This is a genomic window from Kitasatospora sp. NPDC054795 (assembly GCF_053611565.1).
This window is the reverse complement of sequence record NZ_JBSHAP010000004.1, coordinates 97,512-116,044: the sequence shown is the minus strand read 5'-3', so window position 1 is coordinate 116,044 and position 18,533 is coordinate 97,512. Positions and strand designations below refer to the sequence as shown.

Annotated in this window: 9 protein-coding genes; 5 read left to right on the top strand and 4 right to left on the bottom strand. The window is 72.6% G+C overall.

Annotated elements, in window-relative coordinates:
- Positions 1-156 precede the first annotated feature (156 nt).
- On the bottom strand, positions 157-1,416 hold the full coding sequence (locus ACWGJO_RS02710) for a L,D-transpeptidase (RefSeq protein ID WP_452181797.1): 1,260 nt from the start codon (positions 1,414-1,416) through the stop codon (positions 157-159).
- A gap of 347 nt (positions 1,417-1,763) precedes the next feature.
- Positions 1,764-3,005 (bottom strand): L,D-transpeptidase, encoded by a 1,242-nt coding sequence (locus tag ACWGJO_RS02705; RefSeq protein WP_452181796.1) that lies wholly within the window; start codon positions 3,003-3,005, stop codon positions 1,764-1,766.
- Positions 3,006-3,221: 216 nt separating this feature from the next.
- Between ACWGJO_RS02705 and glgX the strand changes: the two genes are divergently transcribed.
- Complete coding sequence (gene glgX, locus ACWGJO_RS02700; protein ID WP_452181795.1) at positions 3,222-5,492, top strand: glycogen debranching protein GlgX; 2,271 nt, start codon at positions 3,222-3,224, stop codon at positions 5,490-5,492.
- Positions 5,493-5,502: 10 nt separating this feature from the next.
- Here the strand turns inward: glgX and ACWGJO_RS02695 are convergent, their stop codons facing one another.
- Entirely contained in the window at positions 5,503-6,930 is a 1,428-nt protein-coding gene (locus ACWGJO_RS02695) for a family 2B encapsulin nanocompartment shell protein (protein WP_452181794.1), read from the bottom strand.
- Positions 6,931-7,164: 234 nt separating this feature from the next.
- Here ACWGJO_RS02695 and ACWGJO_RS02690 point away from each other — a divergent pair, with 234 nt between their 5' ends.
- A complete protein-coding gene (locus tag ACWGJO_RS02690) occupies positions 7,165-9,060 on the top strand; it encodes an ABC transporter ATP-binding protein (RefSeq protein ID WP_452181793.1) in 1,896 nt (631 codons plus the stop codon).
- Positions 9,057-10,904 (top strand): ABC transporter ATP-binding protein, encoded by a 1,848-nt coding sequence (locus ACWGJO_RS02685; protein WP_452181792.1) that lies wholly within the window; start codon positions 9,057-9,059, stop codon positions 10,902-10,904. Before ACWGJO_RS02690 ends, ACWGJO_RS02685 begins: the two co-directional genes overlap by 4 nt.
- Before the next feature lie 170 nt (positions 10,905-11,074).
- Here ACWGJO_RS02685 and glgP read toward each other — a convergent pair whose 3' ends face one another.
- On the bottom strand, positions 11,075-13,753 hold the full coding sequence (gene glgP, locus ACWGJO_RS02680; protein WP_452181791.1) for an alpha-glucan family phosphorylase: 2,679 nt from the start codon (positions 13,751-13,753) through the stop codon (positions 11,075-11,077).
- A gap of 1,096 nt (positions 13,754-14,849) precedes the next feature.
- Between glgP and ACWGJO_RS02675 the strand changes: the two genes are divergently transcribed.
- Positions 14,850-16,805, top strand: a complete 1,956-nt coding sequence (locus tag ACWGJO_RS02675) for an alpha-1,4-glucan--maltose-1-phosphate maltosyltransferase (protein ID WP_452181823.1) — start codon at positions 14,850-14,852, stop codon at positions 16,803-16,805.
- Positions 16,802-18,526, top strand: coding sequence for a maltose alpha-D-glucosyltransferase (treS, locus tag ACWGJO_RS02670; protein WP_452181790.1), 1,725 nt, complete (start codon positions 16,802-16,804; stop codon positions 18,524-18,526). The genes ACWGJO_RS02675 and treS overlap by 4 nt, the downstream gene beginning before the upstream one ends.
- Positions 18,527-18,533 lie beyond the last annotated feature (7 nt).

Genomic DNA, 18,533 nt, shown 5'->3' with positions numbered 1-18,533 from the left:
CGGCCGCACGCACCCGGCCACCGGAAAGGTTGCGCCACGCGTGGGGCTGATCGCCCCGGAAACCGCGGCGGCCCGACCCCAACGGGTGAGGATCGGGCCGCGCGGCGAAGGACTCGCCGGAGGGCCCGGGTATCCGGGCCCTCCGGCGGGTAGGGCCTACCAGTTGGCCCAGTCCACGTTCCAGCCGCCCAGCCCGTTGGAGGGCGCGACGGTCTTCTCCTTGGTGTTCACGACCTTGATCGGGTCGCCGATCATCGAGTCGTTGAAGAACTTGCCCGCGACCGAGCTGTCGCTGCCGCCCTTCACGTCCTGCATCGACACGCAGCCGTGGCTCGCGTTGGTCTTGCCGAACGGGCTGGCCCAGTAGTTGCCGTGCACGAAGGTGCCGGAGGTGGTCAGCCGCATCGCGTGCGGCACGTCCTGGATGTCGTACTCGCCGCCGAGACCGACGGTCTGCGAGTTCATCCGGGTGACCTTCTCCTTGGACATGACCACCATCGTCCCGCCCCAGGACGGCGTGGCGTCCGCGCCCAGGGTGACCGGCAGGGTGGCGCTCTGGCCGTCCCGCTCCACGGTCATCTGGTGCGACTTGGCGTCCGCGGTGGAGATCATCGACCGGCCGATGGTGAACGGCTCGTCCTTGTCCACGTCGCCGTAGATGCCGGGCGCGACCTCGACGTTCTTGAGCCGGTACTTGACGGTCACCTTGGTGCCCGGCGCCCAGTACTGCTCCGGGCGGAAGTCCACCCGGCGGTCGCCGAACCAGTGGCCCTTGACCACGGTGCCGTTGCTGGACTCGATGCTGATGCCCTTGACGACGGCGTCCTTGTTCTTGACGTCCTTGTTGAAGTTCACCGAGACGATCATGCCGACGCCGTAGGTGGCGCCGTCGCTGATGTTGTCGTTGGTGGCGATCTTCTTGTCCGGCGTCAGGGTGGTGAACGAGGTGGTGGACGCGGCCACCAGGCCCTCGCCGTCCTTGGCCTGCGCGTTCACCTTGTACGCCATGCCGACCGCGAGCGCCCCCGCGGGCTTCCAGCCGGCGCCGTCCGGGGTGATCGCCCCATCGACCGGCTTGCCGTCCTTGTCGGTCACCTCGACCGTGGTGAGCTTGCCGTTGGAGACGGACACCTGGAGCCCGTTCGGCGGGACGTCCTGGGCACCGTCCTTCGGCTCGACGGCGAGCACCGCGGCCGAGGGCTTCGGCGTGGCCGACCCGCCCCCGTCCGCCGCGGCCGACGCCGAGGCCCCACCGCCGGCCGCCGAACCGCCCGAGCCACCCGAACCGCTGCCCTTGTCGTCATTGCAGGCGGCAGTGAGCAGCAGCACCCCACCCATGACCAGCGCCATCGCACTCCTGCGCCCGTAGCGGTTGGTGGTGCGTATCGCTGCCTCGGCCGTCTTACCCGTCTTCACGGTTTCTCCCCTCCCGGTATTCACTCACTTGACGCGTTGAGTGCCCCCATGAGTTGCACTGTCCGGCCGATCTTTCCGGCCGGACCCCGGACGCGCCGGAGCAGGATAACTAAGCCATCCGAGTGAAAGCTGAGGGGAGCCGGGTTGACGGCGTGTGAAGCAGCCGTGAAGTCGGGACGGAACGGGACGGAAACCCCTTACGGCACGGCCGGCACGGGCGCCGCAACCGTCGCAGTCGGCACGGGCGGCACAGCGGGCACGGGAACCACGGCCGACGGCCCGGCCGGCCCGGACACCACGGCCGGCGGAAGCCCGGCCGACGGAACCCCGGACCCGGACGCCCCGACCTACGCCGCCTGCGGCAGCGCGCTCCCCGCCACCCACTGCTCCCACGGCACGTTCCAGCCGTTGAGCCCGTTCTGCGGCGGCACGAAGTCCCCGGACGAGGCCGTCACCTCCAGCACGTCCCCCGGGATGGTGTGCTCGAACAGCCAGCCCGCCGGGGAGTCCTTGCTCGCCCCGCCCTTGGCGTCGGCCAGCCCGATGCAGCCGTGGCTGGTGTTGGCGGCGCCGAACACCCTCTGGTCCGCCCAGTAGTTGCCGTGCACGAAGGTGCCGGAGGTGGTGAGCCGCATGGCGTGCGGGACGTCCTTGATGTCGTACTCGTCGCCCATGCCGACGGTCTGCGAGTCCATCCGGGTCTCCCGGTACTTCTCCGACACCACCATCACACCCCGGTAGGTGGAGTGGTCCCGGCTGCCGCCGGAGACCTTGAGCACCCGGACCACCGTGCCGCCCTGGCCGGCCCGGACGGTCAGGGTGTGGGCGTCCAGGTCGACGGTGGAGACCTGCGCCCGGCCGACGGTGAAGTGCAGGTCCCGGCTCTGGGTACCGAACTCCCCCGGCGCGCCCTGCACGTCCTTGAGCCGCAGCGCCACCGTGACCCTGGTGCCGGCCGCCCAGTACTGCTGCGGGCGGAAGTCCAGCCGCTGGCCGTCGAACCAGTGCGCGGCCACCGGCACCGGCGGGTCCGCGGTGACCTGAACGGCCTTCTCCACCGCCGCCCGGTCGGTGATCGGACGGCTGAAGCGCAGCGAGACCGGCATGCCGACGCCGACCGTGGAGCCGTCCTCCGGGGTGAAGAAGGCCACGAGGGTGTGTGCCCGGGCGGCGGTCGTGAACGCCGAGTGCTGGGCCGCCTTCTGGCCCTGGTCGTCCTCGGCGACGGCGTCCAGGGTGAAAGCGGTGCCGAGCGGCAGCGGGCCGTCCGGCGCCCAGCCGGTGCCGTCCGGGGCGATCGTGCCGGGCACCTCGGTGCCCTTGGCGTCGGCCAGCCGGACGGAGACCAGCCGGCCCTGCGCGGCGTTCACCCGCACGGCGCCCTCCGGCTGCACGTCCTGCGCGCCGTCGGCCGGCGTCGCGGTGAGCACCGCCCGGGACGGCGCCGCCGGCGCGGTGCGCCCACCGGCCGCGGCCGCGTCCCCGTCCGGCAGGGCCGTGGAGCCACCGCCGCTGCAACCCGTCAGGACCGCCAGGCAGCAGGCCACCGCCGCCGCGCCCCGCGCCCACACCCGTCCTCGGCGCCGCATCCCGGGGCCCTCCCACTGTTCGCGTCCGACGCCGGGAACAACGAGGCGCATCGACGCGGGGACACGCCGATCGCCCCGGAATCCCCCCGTTCCGTCAACCCGCCACCCTGGCCGCCATCCGCCGGTAAGCCCCCGTTCAACGGCTTCCGATCTGCGCAATCCGGGAAGGAGAAGGTGAACGGGGTCCGGGACACCCCGCCCAGGGAGGGTGCGGCCATGGCGTCAGGGCAGGAGCTGGAAGCCGGGGTACGGCCGGTCGGCGGTCCGCACCGCACCGCCGAACCGCCCTGGCCCGGCAGCTGGCAGCCGCTCGGCGCCCGCTGCCGCACCGACCGGCGCGGCCGCCGGGGCACCAACTTCGCGCTCTGGGCGGCCGGCGCCGAGGCCGTCGAACTGTGCCTGTTCGACGAGGACGGCCGGGAGAGCCGGCACCACCTCACCGAGCAGGACGTCCAGGTCTGGCACGGCTTCCTCCCCGGCGTGCGCCCCGGCACCCGCTACGGCTTCCGCGTGCACGGCCGCTGGGACCCGTGGACCGGCGCCCGCTGGAACCCGGCCAAGCTGCTGCTCGACCCGTACGCCCGTGCCGTGGACGGCTGTTACACCTCGCACGACGCCGTCTGCTCCGCCGTCCGCAACTGGCCCGAGGCGGACGTCGCCGACACCGTCCGGGACAACCGCGACTCCGCGCCGTACGTGCCCAGATCCGTGGTCGTCCACGACGACGACGACTGGTCCGACGACCACCGCCCGAGGACCCCGTGGGCCGAGACGGTGCTCTACGAACTGCACGTGCGCGGCTTCACCATGCGCCACCCCGAGGTCCCGCCGCAGCTGCGCGGCACCTACGCCGGCCTCGCCCACCCCGCCGCCGTCGCCCACCTCACCCGTCTCGGGGTGACCGCCGTCGAGCTGCTGCCGGTGCACCAGCACGCCAGCGAGGACCACCTGCAGGCCCGCGGACTGGTCAACTACTGGGGCTACAACACGATCGGCTTCTTCGCCCCGCACGCCGGCTACTCCGCCTCCGGTTCCCGCGGCGGCCAGGTCGGCGAGTTCAAGCGGATGGTCCGCGCCCTGCACGCCGCCGGGATCGAGGTGATCCTGGACGTGGTGTTCAACCACACCGCCGAGGGCGGCGCACTCGGCCCGGCGCTCTCGCTGCGCGGCATCGACAACGCCGCCTACTACCGCCTCCCGCCCAACCGCCCCCGCGGCTACGCCGACTACACCGGCTGCGGCAACACCCTGGACACCCGCCGCCCCCAGGTGATCCGGCTGATCACCGACTCGCTGCGCTACTGGGTCGCCGAGATGGGCGTGGACGGCTTCCGCTTCGACCTGGCCGCCGCGCTGGCCCGCGGCGGCCCGAACGGCGGCGACGCCGTCGACATGGACCACCCCTTCCTCGCCGCCGTCGCCCAGGACCCCCTGCTCAGCCGGGTGAAGCTGATCGCCGAGCCCTGGGACGTGGGCCCGGGCGGCTACCAGGTCGGCGGCTTCCCCCCGCTGTGGGCCGAGTGGAACGACAAGTACCGCGACACCGTACGGGACTTCTGGCGCGGCGCCCGCCCGGACGTGCGCGAGCTCGGCTACCGCCTCTCCGGCTCCTCCGACCTCTACCAGCGGGCCGGCCGCCGCCCGGGCGCCTCGGTCAACTACGTGACGGCGCACGATGGTTTCACCCTGCGCGACCTGGTCTCCTACGACCGCAAGCACAACGAGGCCAACGGCGAGGACAACCGGGACGGCACCGAGGACAACCGCTCCTGGAACCACGGCGCCGAGGGCGAGACCGCCGACCCGGCGGTCAACTCCCTGCGCCTGCGCCAGCTGCGCAACCTGACGGCCACCCTGCTGCTCTCCGCCGGCGTCCCGATGATCACCGCCGGCGACGAACTGGGCCGCACCCAGGGCGGCAACAATAACGCCTACTGCCAGGACAACGAGGTCGGCTGGCTGGACTGGTCACTGCTGGAGCAGCCCGGCTGGCAGGAGCTGTGCGAACTCACCGCCCGGCTGGTCCGGCTGCGCCGGGCCCACCCGGTGCTGCGCCGCCGGGCGTTCTTCTCCGGCCGCGCCACCGCCCCCGACGGCCGGCCCGACCTCGTCTGGTTCACCCCGCGGGGCACCGAGATGACCGAGGCCGACTGGTTCGCGCCGACCGCCTGCCTCGGCATGCTGCTCTGCGGGACCGCGCTGTCCGAACGGGACGAGGCCGGGCTGCCGCTCAGCGACGACAGCTTCCTGCTGCTGCTCAACGCGGGCCACGAACCGGTGGTGTTCACCCTGCCCGGCGAGCCCCGGGCGGCACCGGCCGCCGAACGGGAGCCGATGACCGGACGGGAGACGCCGGCCGGACGGGAGACGGCGGCCGGCTGGGAGACTGTGGTCGACACCGCCGCGGGGCCGGACGGACCGTGCCCGCGCGGCGCCGTCGTGCTGGGCGGGCGCTCGCTGCGGCTGCTGCGCGCGCCCACCGTCTGAGGGCCCGGGCTCAGCCGCGGGCGTGCCCGAGCTCGACGTTCTCCAGCACCCCGATCGCGTCCGGCACCAGCACCGCCGCCGAGTAGTACGTGCTGACCAGGTAGGAGGCGATCGCCTTCTCGTCGATGCCCATGAACCGCACGTTCAGGCCCGGCTCCACCTCGTCCGGGATGCCGACCTGGGTGAGGCCGACCACGCCCTGGTTGTCCTCGCCGACGCGCATCGCGATGAACGCGGTGGTCTGCTGGTCGGACACCGGGATCTTGTTGCACGGGAAGATCGGCACCCCGCGCCAGGTCGGCCGCTGCTTGCCGAGGACGTCGACGGTGGACGGGTAGACGCCGGCCCGGTTGCACTCCCGCTCGAAGGCCGCGATCGCCCGCGGGTGGGCGAACAGGTAGTCGGTGTCACGGCGCATGCTCAGCAGCTCGTCCAGGTCGTCCGGGGTGGGCGCCCCGGCGCGGGTCTGGATCCGCTGGTCGAAGTCGGCGTTGCCGAGCAGGCCGAACTCCGGGTTGTTGATGATCTCGTGCTCCTGCCGCTCCCGCAGGGCCTCGACGGTCAGCCGCAGCTGCTCCTCGGTCTGGTTCATCGGCTGGTTGTAGAGGTCCGCGACCCGGGTGTGCACCTTGAGCACGGTCTGCGCGACGCTCAGCTCGTACTCGCGCGGCTTCAGCTCGTAGTCCACGAAGGCGCCGGGCAGCTCGTACTCGCCCCGGTGGCCGGCCGAGAGGTCGATCCTCGCCTCGCCGTGCTCGTTCTGCGCCTGCGCGATGTCGGCGGCGAAGCCCAGCAGCTGCTCGCGCAGCGGCTCGGAGCGGCCGATCAGCTCCTGGAGCACCGGCCAGGCCAGCGTCATCGCGACCCCGGAGGTGTTCGCCCGCACGGTGTACGGCCAGGTGCCGCCGCCCTCGGTGATCGCCTCGTCGCCGAGGTGGTCGCCGTCCGCGAGCGAGCCGAGCACGGTCTGCTCGCCGTACTTGCCGGTGCCGATCCGGTCCACCTTGCCGTGCGCGATCAGGAACACCTCCTCGATCGGCGCCCCCTCCTGCACCAGCACGTCGCCCTGCGCGAAGTCCCGCTGCACGAACCGGCGGGCCATCTCGGCCAGCACCTCCTCGTCCTCGAAACCGCGCAGCGCCGGTACCTCGGCCAGCGAGGGGGCGATCACCGTCACCGCGGAGCCGGTCTTCGCGAAGCTCACCCGGCCCTGCCCGGGGGCGAAGCTCAGCCGCCGGTTGACCCGGTAGGTGCCCGCGCTGACCTGCACCCACGGCAGCATCCTCAGCAGCCAGCGGGAGGTGATCTCCTGCATCTGCGGCTTCGACTTGGTCGTCGTCGCCAGGTTCCGCGCCGCGGTCGTGCTGAGGCTGAGCTGGGCCCGTACCTGCACGATTGCGGAGCCGGGCCCTGGGGTGGGTTCGGTTTTGACCGTCATGTGTGCACTCCTGTCACTCGCGCATCAAAAGGCGTCCGTCAGGAGGTGTCATCGGCCGATCGGCAGGGCGCTCGCAAGAGGCGCGCGGCGTGCTCCTCCCCGCACGAACGGCTGCGCGCGCCCCGTCTTTCGCGCCCGACCCGTCCATTCGGGTGGCCGGTTCTCGGTGCGCCGCACCGACAGGGGCGAAAAACCGGATGAGAAGTGACGGGCTCTGTGCCTACCCTCACCGCGATGGCCGAGAACAGGCAGGACCACGACAACCCGCCCCAGGGAAGCCCCCGAACCGACGGCCCCGGGGAGCCGGGCAGAACCGACGAACCCGACGGAACCGGCCGGACCGGGCCCGGGCCGCGGCACTCCGCGGTCCGCTCCCTGCTGCGCCTGTGGCCGTACGCCCGTGCCGTCCGCGGCCGGCTGGCCGTCTCGGTGACGGCCGCGACGCTCGCCATGCTGAGCACCCTCGCCGTCCCGGTGGTCCTCGGCCGGATCGTGGACGGCCCGCTCGCCGAGCGCGACCTCGCCGGCCTCTGGCCCCTGGTCGGCCTGCTGCTGCTCCTCGGCCTGGTCGAATCGGCACTGTTCTACACCCGCCGGGTGGTGCTGGCCCGCCCGCTGGCCGGGCTGGAGACGGCGATGCGCGGGGACCTCTTCGCCAAGCTCCAGCGGCTGCCGGTCTCCTTCCACGACCGCTGGGGCTCCGGCCAGTTGCTCTCCCGGGCCACCGCCGACATGTACACCATGCGGCTGTTCCTCGCCTTCCCGCTGGTCTTCCTGATCGTCAACTCGGTGATGTTCCTGGCCGGCACGGTGCTGATGTTCACCCAGGACTGGCGGCTCGCCCTGATCGCCCTGATCCCGTTCGTCCCGCTGTTCGTGGTCACCCGGCGGTTCGAGACCGGCTACTCCGGCGCCACCCGGCGCGCCCAGGACCAGAACGGGGACCTCGCCACCGTGGTCGAGGAGTCCGTCCTCGGCATCCGCATCCTCAAGGCCTTCGGCCGCCACCGCTCCATGGCCGAGCGCTTCCGCGCCCAGTCCCAGGAGCTGCGCCGCACCGAGCTGCGCAAGGCGCACCTGCTCGCCAACCTGTGGGCGGTCACCGTCGGCCTGCCGGAGATCGCGCTGGGCTGCGCCCTCGCCGTCGGCGCCTACCTGGTGGCGAACGACGGCCTGAGCGCCGGCACCCTGGTCGCCTTCCTCTCCACCGCGCTCGCGCTGCGCTGGCCCGTCGAGTCGCTCGGCTGGCTGCTCGCCTACGGCAACGACGCGGCCACCGCCACCGACCGCTTCTTCGAAGTGATGGACGAGCCGGAGACCCCGGACCCGGGCACCGCCGCCGAACTCGCCACCGCGGACGGCATCCGCTTCACCGGCGTCCGCTTCCGCTACCCCGACGCCCCCGGGGACAGCCCCGACCTGCTGGCCGGCATCGACCTGCACGTCCGCAGCGGCGAGACGATGGCCCTGGTCGGCGCCACCGGCAGCGGCAAGACCACGCTCACCGCCCTGCTCCCCCGGCTGTACGACGCCACCGCCGGCACCATCACGCTGGACGGCCGGGACGTCCGCGAGCTGCCCCGGCAGCGGCTGCGCGAACTCGTCGCGGTCGCCTTCGAGGAGCCCACCCTGTTCTCCGCCACCGTCCGGGAGAACGTCCTGATGGGCGCCCCGGGCGCCGGCGAGGAGCAGCTGCGCACCGCCCTCGCCACCGCCCAGGCCGGCTTCGTCGAGAAGCTCCCGCAGGGCCCGGACACCGAGGTCGGCGAGCAGGGGCTGAGCCTGTCCGGCGGCCAGCGCCAGCGCCTCGCGCTGGCCCGCGCGGTGGTCGGCGACCCGGCCTTCCTGGTGCTGGACGACCCGCTCTCCGCCCTGGACGTGCACACCGAGGCCCTGGTCGAGCGGGCGCTGCGCGAGGTCCTCGGCACCACCACCGCCCTGGTGGTCGCCCACCGCCCCAGCACGGTGCTGCTCGCCGACCGGGTCGCGGTGCTGGCCGACGGCCGGATCACGGCCGTCGGCACCCACCAGGAGCTGCTGCGCGACTGCGCGCACTACCGGGAACTGATGTCGGGCGAGGCCGCCCCGGTGCCCGAGGGCTCCCTCGCGTCGAATGGAGGGCACGCATGACCACCACCGCCGAACCCGTCCGGACCGGGCCCGCCGAGCCGGCCGAGGAGGAGCTGCCCGCGCCTCCCGCCGACGAGGAGGACATCCCCGTCCCGCCGGGTGCGCCCCGGGCGCTGCTGCGCTCGCTGCTCGGCCCGCACCGGGCCCGGATCACCATCGCGATGGTGATCATCCTGGTCCAGCAGGCCGCGCTCCAGTCCGGGCCGCTGCTGGTCGCGGTGGCGATGGACCGCGGCATCCCGGCACTGCGCGAGCACGACTCCGGCCCGCTGATCGCGGTGGTCGCGGCCTACCTGTTCTGCGCGCTGCTCAGCCCGGTGCTGCAGTGGGCGTTCATCAAGATCAGCGCCCGGGTCAACCAGGACATCGTGCTGGAGCTGCGCGGCCGGATCTTCCGGCACGCCCAGCGGCTCAGCCTGGACTTCCACGAGCGCTACACCTCGGGCCGGATCATCTCCCGCGCCACCAGCGACATCGACGCGCTGCGCGAACTGCTCTCCGAGGGCCTGCAGGAGCTGCTGACGGTCTTCCTGTCGGTCTGCTACATCTCGGTGCTGCTGCTGGTGCTGGACTGGCGGCTCGGCCTGGTCTCGCTGGCGGCCTTCCTGCCGCTGGCCCTGATCGCCCGCTCCTTCCGCCGCCGCTCGCGCCGGGTCTACCGGCGCTCGCGCACCTCGGCGGCCTCGCTGATCGTCCGCTTCACCGAGACGATGAACGGCATCCGCCCGGTGCAGGCCTTCCGCCGCGAGAAGGCCAACGACGCCGCCTTCGCCGTGGTCAACCAGCAGTCCGCCACCGCGACGGCGGACGGCCTGCTGGAGATCGCCCGCTACGTCGGCCTCTCCCGCGCCACCGCCAACCTGTGGACCACCGGCGTGGTGCTGCTCGGCGCCTACCTGGTCGTCGACGACGCCCTGGAGCTGGGCGTGCTCACCGCCTTCGCGCTCTACCTGCGCCGGCTCTTCGACCCGATCGACCAGCTGGCGATGTTCCTGAACAGCTACCAGTCGGCCGCCGCCGCCCTGGAGAAGATCTCCGGCCTGCTCGCCCACGAGCCGACCGTCGCCGAGCCGGCCGAGCCCGTCGAGCTGCCCCGGGCCGACGGCAAGGGCCGGGCGGTGGCCTTCGAGGGCACCCGCTTCGCCTACCGGACCGGCAAGGAGGTGCTGCCGCCCTTCGACCTGTCGATCCCGGCCGGGCAGACGGTGGCGGTGGTCGGCGCGACCGGCGCGGGCAAGTCGACGGTCGCCAAGCTGCTGGCCCGCTTCTACGACCCGACCGACGGCCGGATCCGGCTGGACGGCGTGGAGCTGCGCGACCTGGCCACCCCCGAGCTGCGGCGCGGGGTGGTGATGGTCACCCAGGAGTCCTTCCTGTTCTCCGGCACCGTCGCCGAGAACATCGCGATCGGCCGCCCCGGCGCCACCCGCGCGGAGGTCGAGCAGGCCGCCCGCGACATCGGCGCGTACGAGTTCATCGCCGCCCTGCCGGACGGCTTCGACACCGACGTGCGCAAGCGCGGCGGCCGGATCTCGGCCGGCCAGCGCCAGCTGGTGGCCTTCGCCCGCGCCCTGCTGGCCGACCCGGCGGTGCTGATCCTGGACGAGGCGACCAGCTCGCTGGACGTCCCCGGCGAGCAGGCCGTGCAGCGGGCGATGCGCACCGTGCTGGCCGGCCGGACGGCGGTGATCATCGCCCACCGGCTCTCCACCGTGGAGATCGCCGACCGTGTCCTGGTGATGGATCAGGGCCGGATCGTGGAAGATGGCTCCCCACAGGAGCTGATCGACGGCTCCGGCCGTTTCGCCGCCCTCCACCGGGCCTGGCGGGACAGCCTGGTCTAGGGTCCGGCTCCGGACCCCCATGAATGTGCCCGCCCGGGTGCGCCGTCACGCACCCGGCCGGGCCTCCCCACTTCCCGACCGGACCAACGGGCCCGGCCGCAGCCGCGGTTCACGGCCGCCCCGCGGGCCGCCGCCGTCCTCGCCGGGACGCACGGCGGCCGCCCGCGGGGTCAGCGCAGCAGTCCGGCGTCCATCCCGGCCGACTCGGCCGGCAGGGCGACCAGCCCCAGCTCGGCCGGCGAGGCCAGCCGGGGGTGCGCGGGCAGCACCCGGACGGTGTAGCCGAACGGGCCGGTCCGGCACAGCTCCAACGAGCCCTCGTAGCGGGTGCGGCCGTCCAGGTCCGGCCCGCCGACCGGTTTGAGGGCGAGCAGGCAGGCGTCCGAGATCCGGTCCCGTTCGTCCACCCGGCCGGAGACCGCCTGCACCTCGACGTCGCCCGGTTCCAGCGTCCCGAGCGCGACCTGCACCCGCAGCGCCAGCGAGCTGCCCAGCTCCTGCGCCTCGGCCGGGCAGTCCGCCTCGACGTGCTCGACCCGGACGGCCGGCCACGCCTCCCGGACCTTCGCCTTCCAGACCGCCAGCTCGCGCGCGCCCGTGAACCGCCCGGTCGCGTGCTGCCCCGCCAGCTCCCGCTGGGCCTGCGCCGCCGGGGCGTACAGCCGTTCGACGTACTCCCGGACCATCCGCCCGGCCAGCACCTTGGGCCCGAGGGTGACCAGAGTGTGCCGGACCATGGCGATCCACTGCTGCGGCAGCCCGTCGGCGTCCCGGTCGTAGAACCGGGCGGCGACCTGGTTCTCGATCAGGTCGTAGAGCGCGGCCGCCTCGATGTCGTCGCGCCGCTCGGCCTCGCCGCTGTCCGGGTCGAGCGCCCCGCCGCTCTCGTCGGCGGTGGGGATCGCCCAGCCGTTGCGGCCGTCGAACCACTCGTCCCACCAGCCGTCCAGGACGGACAGGTTGAGGCAGCCGTTGAGCGCGGCCTTCATCCCGGAGGTGCCGCAGGCCTCCAGCGGGCGCAGCGGGTTGTTCAGCCAGACGTCGCAGCCCGGGTAGAGGCGCTGGGCCATCGCCATGTCGTAGTCCGGCAGGAAGACGATCCGGTGCCGCACCGCCGGGTCGTCGGCGAAGGCGACCAACTGCTGGATCAGCCGCTTGCCGCCGTCGTCGGCCGGGTGGGCCTTGCCGGCGACGACGATCTGCACCGGCCGGGTGGGGTGCAGCAGCAGTCCGCGCAGCCGCTCCGGGTCGCGCAGCATCAGGGTGAGCCGCTTGTACGAGGGCACCCGGCGGGCGAAGCCGATGGTGAGCACGTCGGGGTCGAGCACCGAGGAGACCCAGCCGAGCTCGGCCGCGCCGGCCCCGCGCCGGCGCCAGGAGGCGTGCAGCCGGCGGCGGGCCTCCTCCACCAGCTGGGCCCGCAGGGCGCGCCGCAGCTCCCAGACCTCGGTGTTGCCGATGCGTTCCAGTCCGCTCCAGCGCCGGGTCTCGCCGGTGGTCATCGCCTCCTCGGCGCGCTCGGCGCCGAGTTCGGCGGCGCCGAGCCGGACCACCGCCGGGTCGATCCAGGTGGCGGCGTGCACGCCGTTGGTGACCGAGGTGATCGGCACCTCCGCGGGGTCGAAGCCGGGCCACAGACCGTTGAACATCGAGCGGCTGACATCGCCGTGCAGGGTGGAGACCCCGTTGGCGCGCTGGGCGAGCCGCAGGCCCATGGCGGCCATGTTGAAGAGCTTCGGGTCCCCGTCCGGCCAGCTCTCGGCGCCGAGCGCGAGCACCTGGTCGACCGGTACGCCGGGCAGCGTGGCGTCGCCGCCGAAGTGGCGGGCGACCAGCTCGCGGTCGAAGCGGTCGATGCCGGCCGGGACGGGCGTGTGGGTGGTGAAGAGGGTGCCGGCCCGGACGGCCTCCAGGGCGGCGGCGAAGTCGAGGCCGGCCCGGCCGTCGGCGATCAGTTCGCGGATGCGTTCGACGCCGAGGAAACCGGCGTGGCCCTCGTTGGTGTGGAAGACGTCGGGGGCGGGGTGCCCGGTGAGCCGGCAGTAGGTGCGCACCGCCCGGACGCCGCCGATGCCGAGCAGCATCTCCTGGAGCAGCCGGTGCTCGCTGCCGCCGCCGTACAGCCGGTCGGTGACGTCCCGCTCGGCGGGCGAGTTGGCCTCGATGTCGGAGTCGAGCAGCAGCAGCGGGACCCGCCCGACCTGGGCCTTCCAGATGTGGGCGGCCAGGGTGCGGCCGCCGGGCAGGGCGAGGTCGACCCGGCCGGGGGTGCCGTCGGCCTCCCGCAGCAGGCTGACCGCGAGTTCGTCCGGATCGAGCAGTGGATAGCGCTCCTGCTGCCAGCCGTCCCGGCTCAGGGACTGCCGGAAGTAGCCGTGCCGGTAGAACAGGCCGACGCCGATGACCGGCACGCCGAGGTCGCTGGCGGCCTTGAGGTGGTCGCCGGCCAGGATGCCGAGTCCGCCGGAGTACTGGGGCAGCGCGGCGGCGATGCCGTACTCGGGCGAGAAGTAGGCGATCGCGGCGGGCAGCGGGGCGGCGTCGGACTGCTGCCGGTTCTGGTACCAGCGGGGGCCGGTGAGGTACTCGCGCAGGTCGTCGGCGAGGTCGCCGAGTCTGCGCAGGAAGCGCCGGTCCGTGGCGAGTGCGGCCAGTCGGGCGGCCGGGACCTCCCCGAGCAGCCGTACCGGGTCCTCGCCGGTCGCGGCCCAGACCTCCGGGTCCACGGACCGGAAGAGGTCCCTGGTCTCGGGGTGCCAGGACCAGCGCAGGTTGAGGGCCAGCTCGTGCAACGGCTGGAGTTGTTCGGGCAGGACGGTGCGGACGGTGAATCTGCGGATTGCCTTCACGGCGTGAAGCGTAGCCTCGGCGGTCGGCCCGGCAGTGCGTCAAGTGGGCTATTGGGCATCCGTTCGGGCTATTGATGAGATCGCATTCGGCGCATTGGTCTGCACGAGGGGCGCGCGAGGCGCACATTTCGGGGGCCCGCGCTACCAATACGTGAACTCTTCGGTACGACTCCATTTCCGGGGTCCCGTGCACCCGGGAGAAGGCCCGAAACTACTGTCGTACCGGTGCAAAACCTTGTCGCCGGTGCGAGGATGACCGAAGGTCGTTGGTGCTGTGGGGAGTGCGACGACGGGTGGCGTCCCCCGCGAAGCAGCACGTCCGAATCCTTTTCGTGTTGGCCGTTCCCGTCCTTCTTAGCCCATTCGGCGCTCACCGCGCACGGACGCGTGTCCTGACGCCCGGCCCGCTCGTTCACGGGTGGACCGGGTCGGCCGGGGCGTGGCCCGCGCAGGCGTGCGCCGGGACGCACACGGGCTCCGGGGCGTCCCACCACCGGCTCGGCGGGCGCCGGGCAGGTTGCCGGGAACAGCGGCGCGGGCAGGCTCCGGTGGCACGTCCTCCCCACCCAGCAGTCCTCCGGTACTCCCCCGGCCCGACCCCGGCCCGCGGGGAGCTGCCGCCGATCTCGGGCAGGAGCTTGGCATGCACGGCGACACGCGGGACCAGTCCACACCGATGGCCGAAGGCCTCGACGCAGCGGTCGCGGAATCCGCCGGACGGATGGATTCTGACACTCGGACAGATCCGGCGATGCCGGCGCCGAGGGCGTCCGGGGCGGTCGGTGGCGGATCCTCCGAAGCCCAGCCCCCCGCGGCACAGCCCTCCGCGACCCGACACCCCGGGAGCGAGGAGGACCGGACCGCGGCGCCCCGCCGGCGCACCACCACGCGCCGCACCACCGCGTCGGCCACCACCCCGAAGGCCGGCACCGGGGTCGATCCCGCGCCGCGCCGCCGGACGGCCGCCGCCGAGGCGCCCGCGGAACCGGCGACCGCCCGCCGGACCGCGGCCGAACCCGCCGGGAGGACCGTCGGCAAGGCCGCCGCCAAGCCCTCCACCAAGCCCTCCGCCCGCAAGACGACAGAGAGCGACACCGTGATCGGCCGCATCCCCGTCCTGGACGTCAGTCCCCTCGTCGACGCCGGCCGCCGCCCGGCCAAGGCCGTCGTCGGCGAGACCTTCCCGGTCACCGCGACCGTCTTCCGCGAGGGCCACGACGCCGTCAACGCCAACGTGGTGCTGCGCGACCCGCGCGGCCGCAGCGGCCCGTGGACGCCGATGCGCGAACTGGCCGAGGGCACCGACCGCTGGGGCGCGTACGTCACCCCGACCGCCCCCGGGCGCTGGTCGTACCTGGTGGAGGCGTGGAGCGACCCGGTCGCCACCTGGCGCAAGGCCGCCGCGGTGAAGCTGCCCGCCGGGATCGACACCGCGCTGGTCCTGGAGGAGGGCGCCCGGCTGCTGGAACGGGCCGCCGCCGGGGTGCCCAAGAAGGAGGGCCGCGCCGACGTGCTGGCCGCCGCCGACGCGCTGCGCGACCCGACCATGCCGCCGCTGTCCCGGCTGGCCGCCGCGCTCGCCCCCGAGGTGCTCGACGTGCTGGTCCGCCACCCGCTGCGCGAGCTGCTCAGCGCCTCCCGCCCGCTGCCGCTCCAGGTGGACCGCGAGCGCGCACTGTTCGGCTCCTGGTACGAGTTCTTCCCCCGCTCGGAGGGCGCCGTGGTGGACCCGGCCGGCGTCGAGCCGCCGCGCCCGGGCAACCTGCGCAGCGCCGCCGAGCGGCTGCCGGCCGTCGCCGCGATGGGCTTCGACGTGGTCTACCTGCCGCCGGTCCACCCGATCGGCCGAGCCTTCCGCAAGGGCCCGGACAACACCCTGACGGCCGGTCCGCACGACGTCGGCTCGCCCTGGGCGATCGGCTCCCCCGAGGGCGGCCACGACGCGGTCCACCCGGACCTCGGCACCATCGAGGACTTCGACCACTTCGTCGCCGAGGCCCGGGCGCTGCACCTGGAAGTGGCGCTGGACTTCGCCCTCCAGTGCTCCCCCGACCACCCCTGGGTGAACAAGCACCCGGAATGGTTCAGCCACCGCGCGGACGGCACCATCGCGTACGCCGAGAATCCGCCGAAGAAGTACCAGGACATCTTTCCGGTCAACTTCGACCAGGACATGGACGGAATCGTCAAGGAAACCATCCGGATCCTCCGGTTCTGGATGTCCCACGGCATCCGGATCTTCCGGGTCGACAACCCGCACACCAAACCGGTGACGTTCTGGGAGAACGTACTCGCCGACGTCGCCCGGACCGACCCCGACGTCGTGTTCCTGGCGGAGGCCTTCACCCGCCCGGCGATGATGCACACCCTGGCGAAGATCGGATTCCACCAGTCGTACACGTACTTCACCTGGCGCACCACCAAACCGGAACTCACCGAGTACCTCACCGAACTCACCGGTGACGCCGCCGCCTACATGCGGCCCAACTTCTTCACCAACACCCCGGACATCCTGCACGCGTACCTCCAGCACGGCGGCCGGGCCGCCTTCGCGGTCCGCGCGGTGCTCGCCGCCACCCTCTCCCCCAGCTACGGCGTCTACGCCGGCTACGAGCTGTACGAGGACGAGCCGGCCCACCCGGGCTCCGAGGAGTACCTCCACTCGGAGAAGTACGAACTGCGCCCGCGCGACTGGAGCCGCACCGACACCCTGGCCCCGCTGCTGACCGTGCTGAACCGGCTGCGCCGCCGCCACCCCGCCCTCCAGCAGCTGCGCGACCTGCGCTTCCACTCCACCGACAACGACCAGGTGCTCGCCTACTCCAAGACCGCGACCACCCCCGAGGGGCTCACCGACCAGGTCATCACCGTGGTGAACCTCGACCCGCACCACGTCCAGGAGGCCACCGTCACGCTGGACGGCGACGGCCCGTACGCGGTGCACGACGAGCTCACCGGCGCCGTCTTCACCTGGGGCCGGCACAACTACGTCCGGCTCGATCCCTCAGCCGAGCCGGCTCACCTCCTCACGGTTCGGAGGAACCCAGCGTGACAGTGAACGAGCCCGTCCCCGACACCTTCCCCGAGACCTCGAAGAAGACGCTCGACCCCGACTGGTTCAAGCGTGCGGTCTTCTACGAGGTGCTGGTGCGGTCCTTCCAGGACAGCAACGGCGACGGGGTCGGGGACCTCAAGGGGCTCACGGCCAAGCTCGACTACCTCCAGTGGCTCGGGATCGACTGCCTCTGGCTCCCCCCGTTCTTCGCCTCGCCCCTGCGCGACGGCGGGTACGACGTGTCCGACTACACCTCGGTACTGCCGGAGTTCGGCGACCTCGCCGACTTCATGGAGTTCGTCGACGCCGCCCACGCCCGCGGCATGCGCATCGTCATCGACTTCGTCATGAACCACACCAGCGACCAGCACCCGTGGTTCCAGGCCTCCCGGACGGACCCGGACGGGCCGTACGGCGACTTCTACATGTGGGCCGACGACGACAAGCAGTACCCGGACGCCCGGATCATCTTCGTCGACACCGAGACGTCCAACTGGACCTACGACCCCGTCCGCAAGCAGTACTTCTGGCACCGCTTCTTCTCGCACCAGCCGGATCTCAACTACGACAACCCCCGGGTCCAGGACGAGATGATCGCCGGACTGCGGTTCTGGCTCGACCTCGGCATCGACGGCTTCCGGCTGGACGCGGTGCCGTACCTGTTCGCCCGCGAGGGCACCAACTGCGAGAACCTGCCGGAGACCCACGAGTTCCTCCAACGGGTCCGCAAGGAGATCGACGCCAACTACCCGGACACCGTGCTGCTCGCCGAGGCGAACCAGTGGCCGGAGGACGTCGTCGACTACTTCGGCGACTTCGCCTCCGGCGGCGACGAGTGCCACATGGCGTTCCACTTCCCGGTGATGCCGCGGATCTTCATGGCGGTGCGCCGGGAGTCCCGCTACCCGGTGTCGGAGATCCTCGCCAAGACCCCGCAGATCCCCGGCGGCTGCCAGTGGGGCATCTTCCTGCGCAACCACGACGAGCTGACCCTGGAGATGGTCACCGACGAGGAGCGCGACTACATGTACGCGGAGTACGCCAAGGACCCGCGGATGCGCGCCAACGTGGGCATCCGCCGCCGGCTCGCCCCGCTGCTGGAGAACGACCGCAACCAGATCGAGCTGTTCACCGCCCTGCTGCTCTCCCTGCCCGGCTCCCCGGTGCTCTACTACGGGGACGAGATCGGCATGGGCGACAACATCTGGCTCGGCGACCGGGACGGCGTGCGCACCCCGATGCAGTGGACCCCGGACCGCAACGCGGGTTTCTCCTCCGCCGACCCGGGCAGGCTCAGTCTGCCGCCCATCATGGACCCGGTGTACGGCTACCAGGTGACCAACGTCGAGGCGCAGCAGAGCAGTTCGAGTTCGCTGCTGCACTGGACGCGTCGCATGATCGAGATCCGTAAGCTCAATCCGGCGTTCGGTCTCGGCGGCTACGCCGAACTGCCCTCCAGCAACCCCGCCGTACTGGCCTTCGTGCGCGAGCACGAGGGGGACCTGGTCATGTGCGTGAACAACTTCTCGCGGTTCGCGCAGCCGACCGAGCTGGACCTGCGGCAGTACGGCGGGCGGTATCCGGTCGAGCTGATCGGTGGGGTGCGCTTCCCGTCGATCGGCGAGTGGCCCTACCTGCTCACCCTGGCCGGGCACGGCTTCTACTGGTTCCAGCTCCGGCAGCCCCCGCGCCTGAGCGGGACCGGGCGATCGAAGTAACGATCCG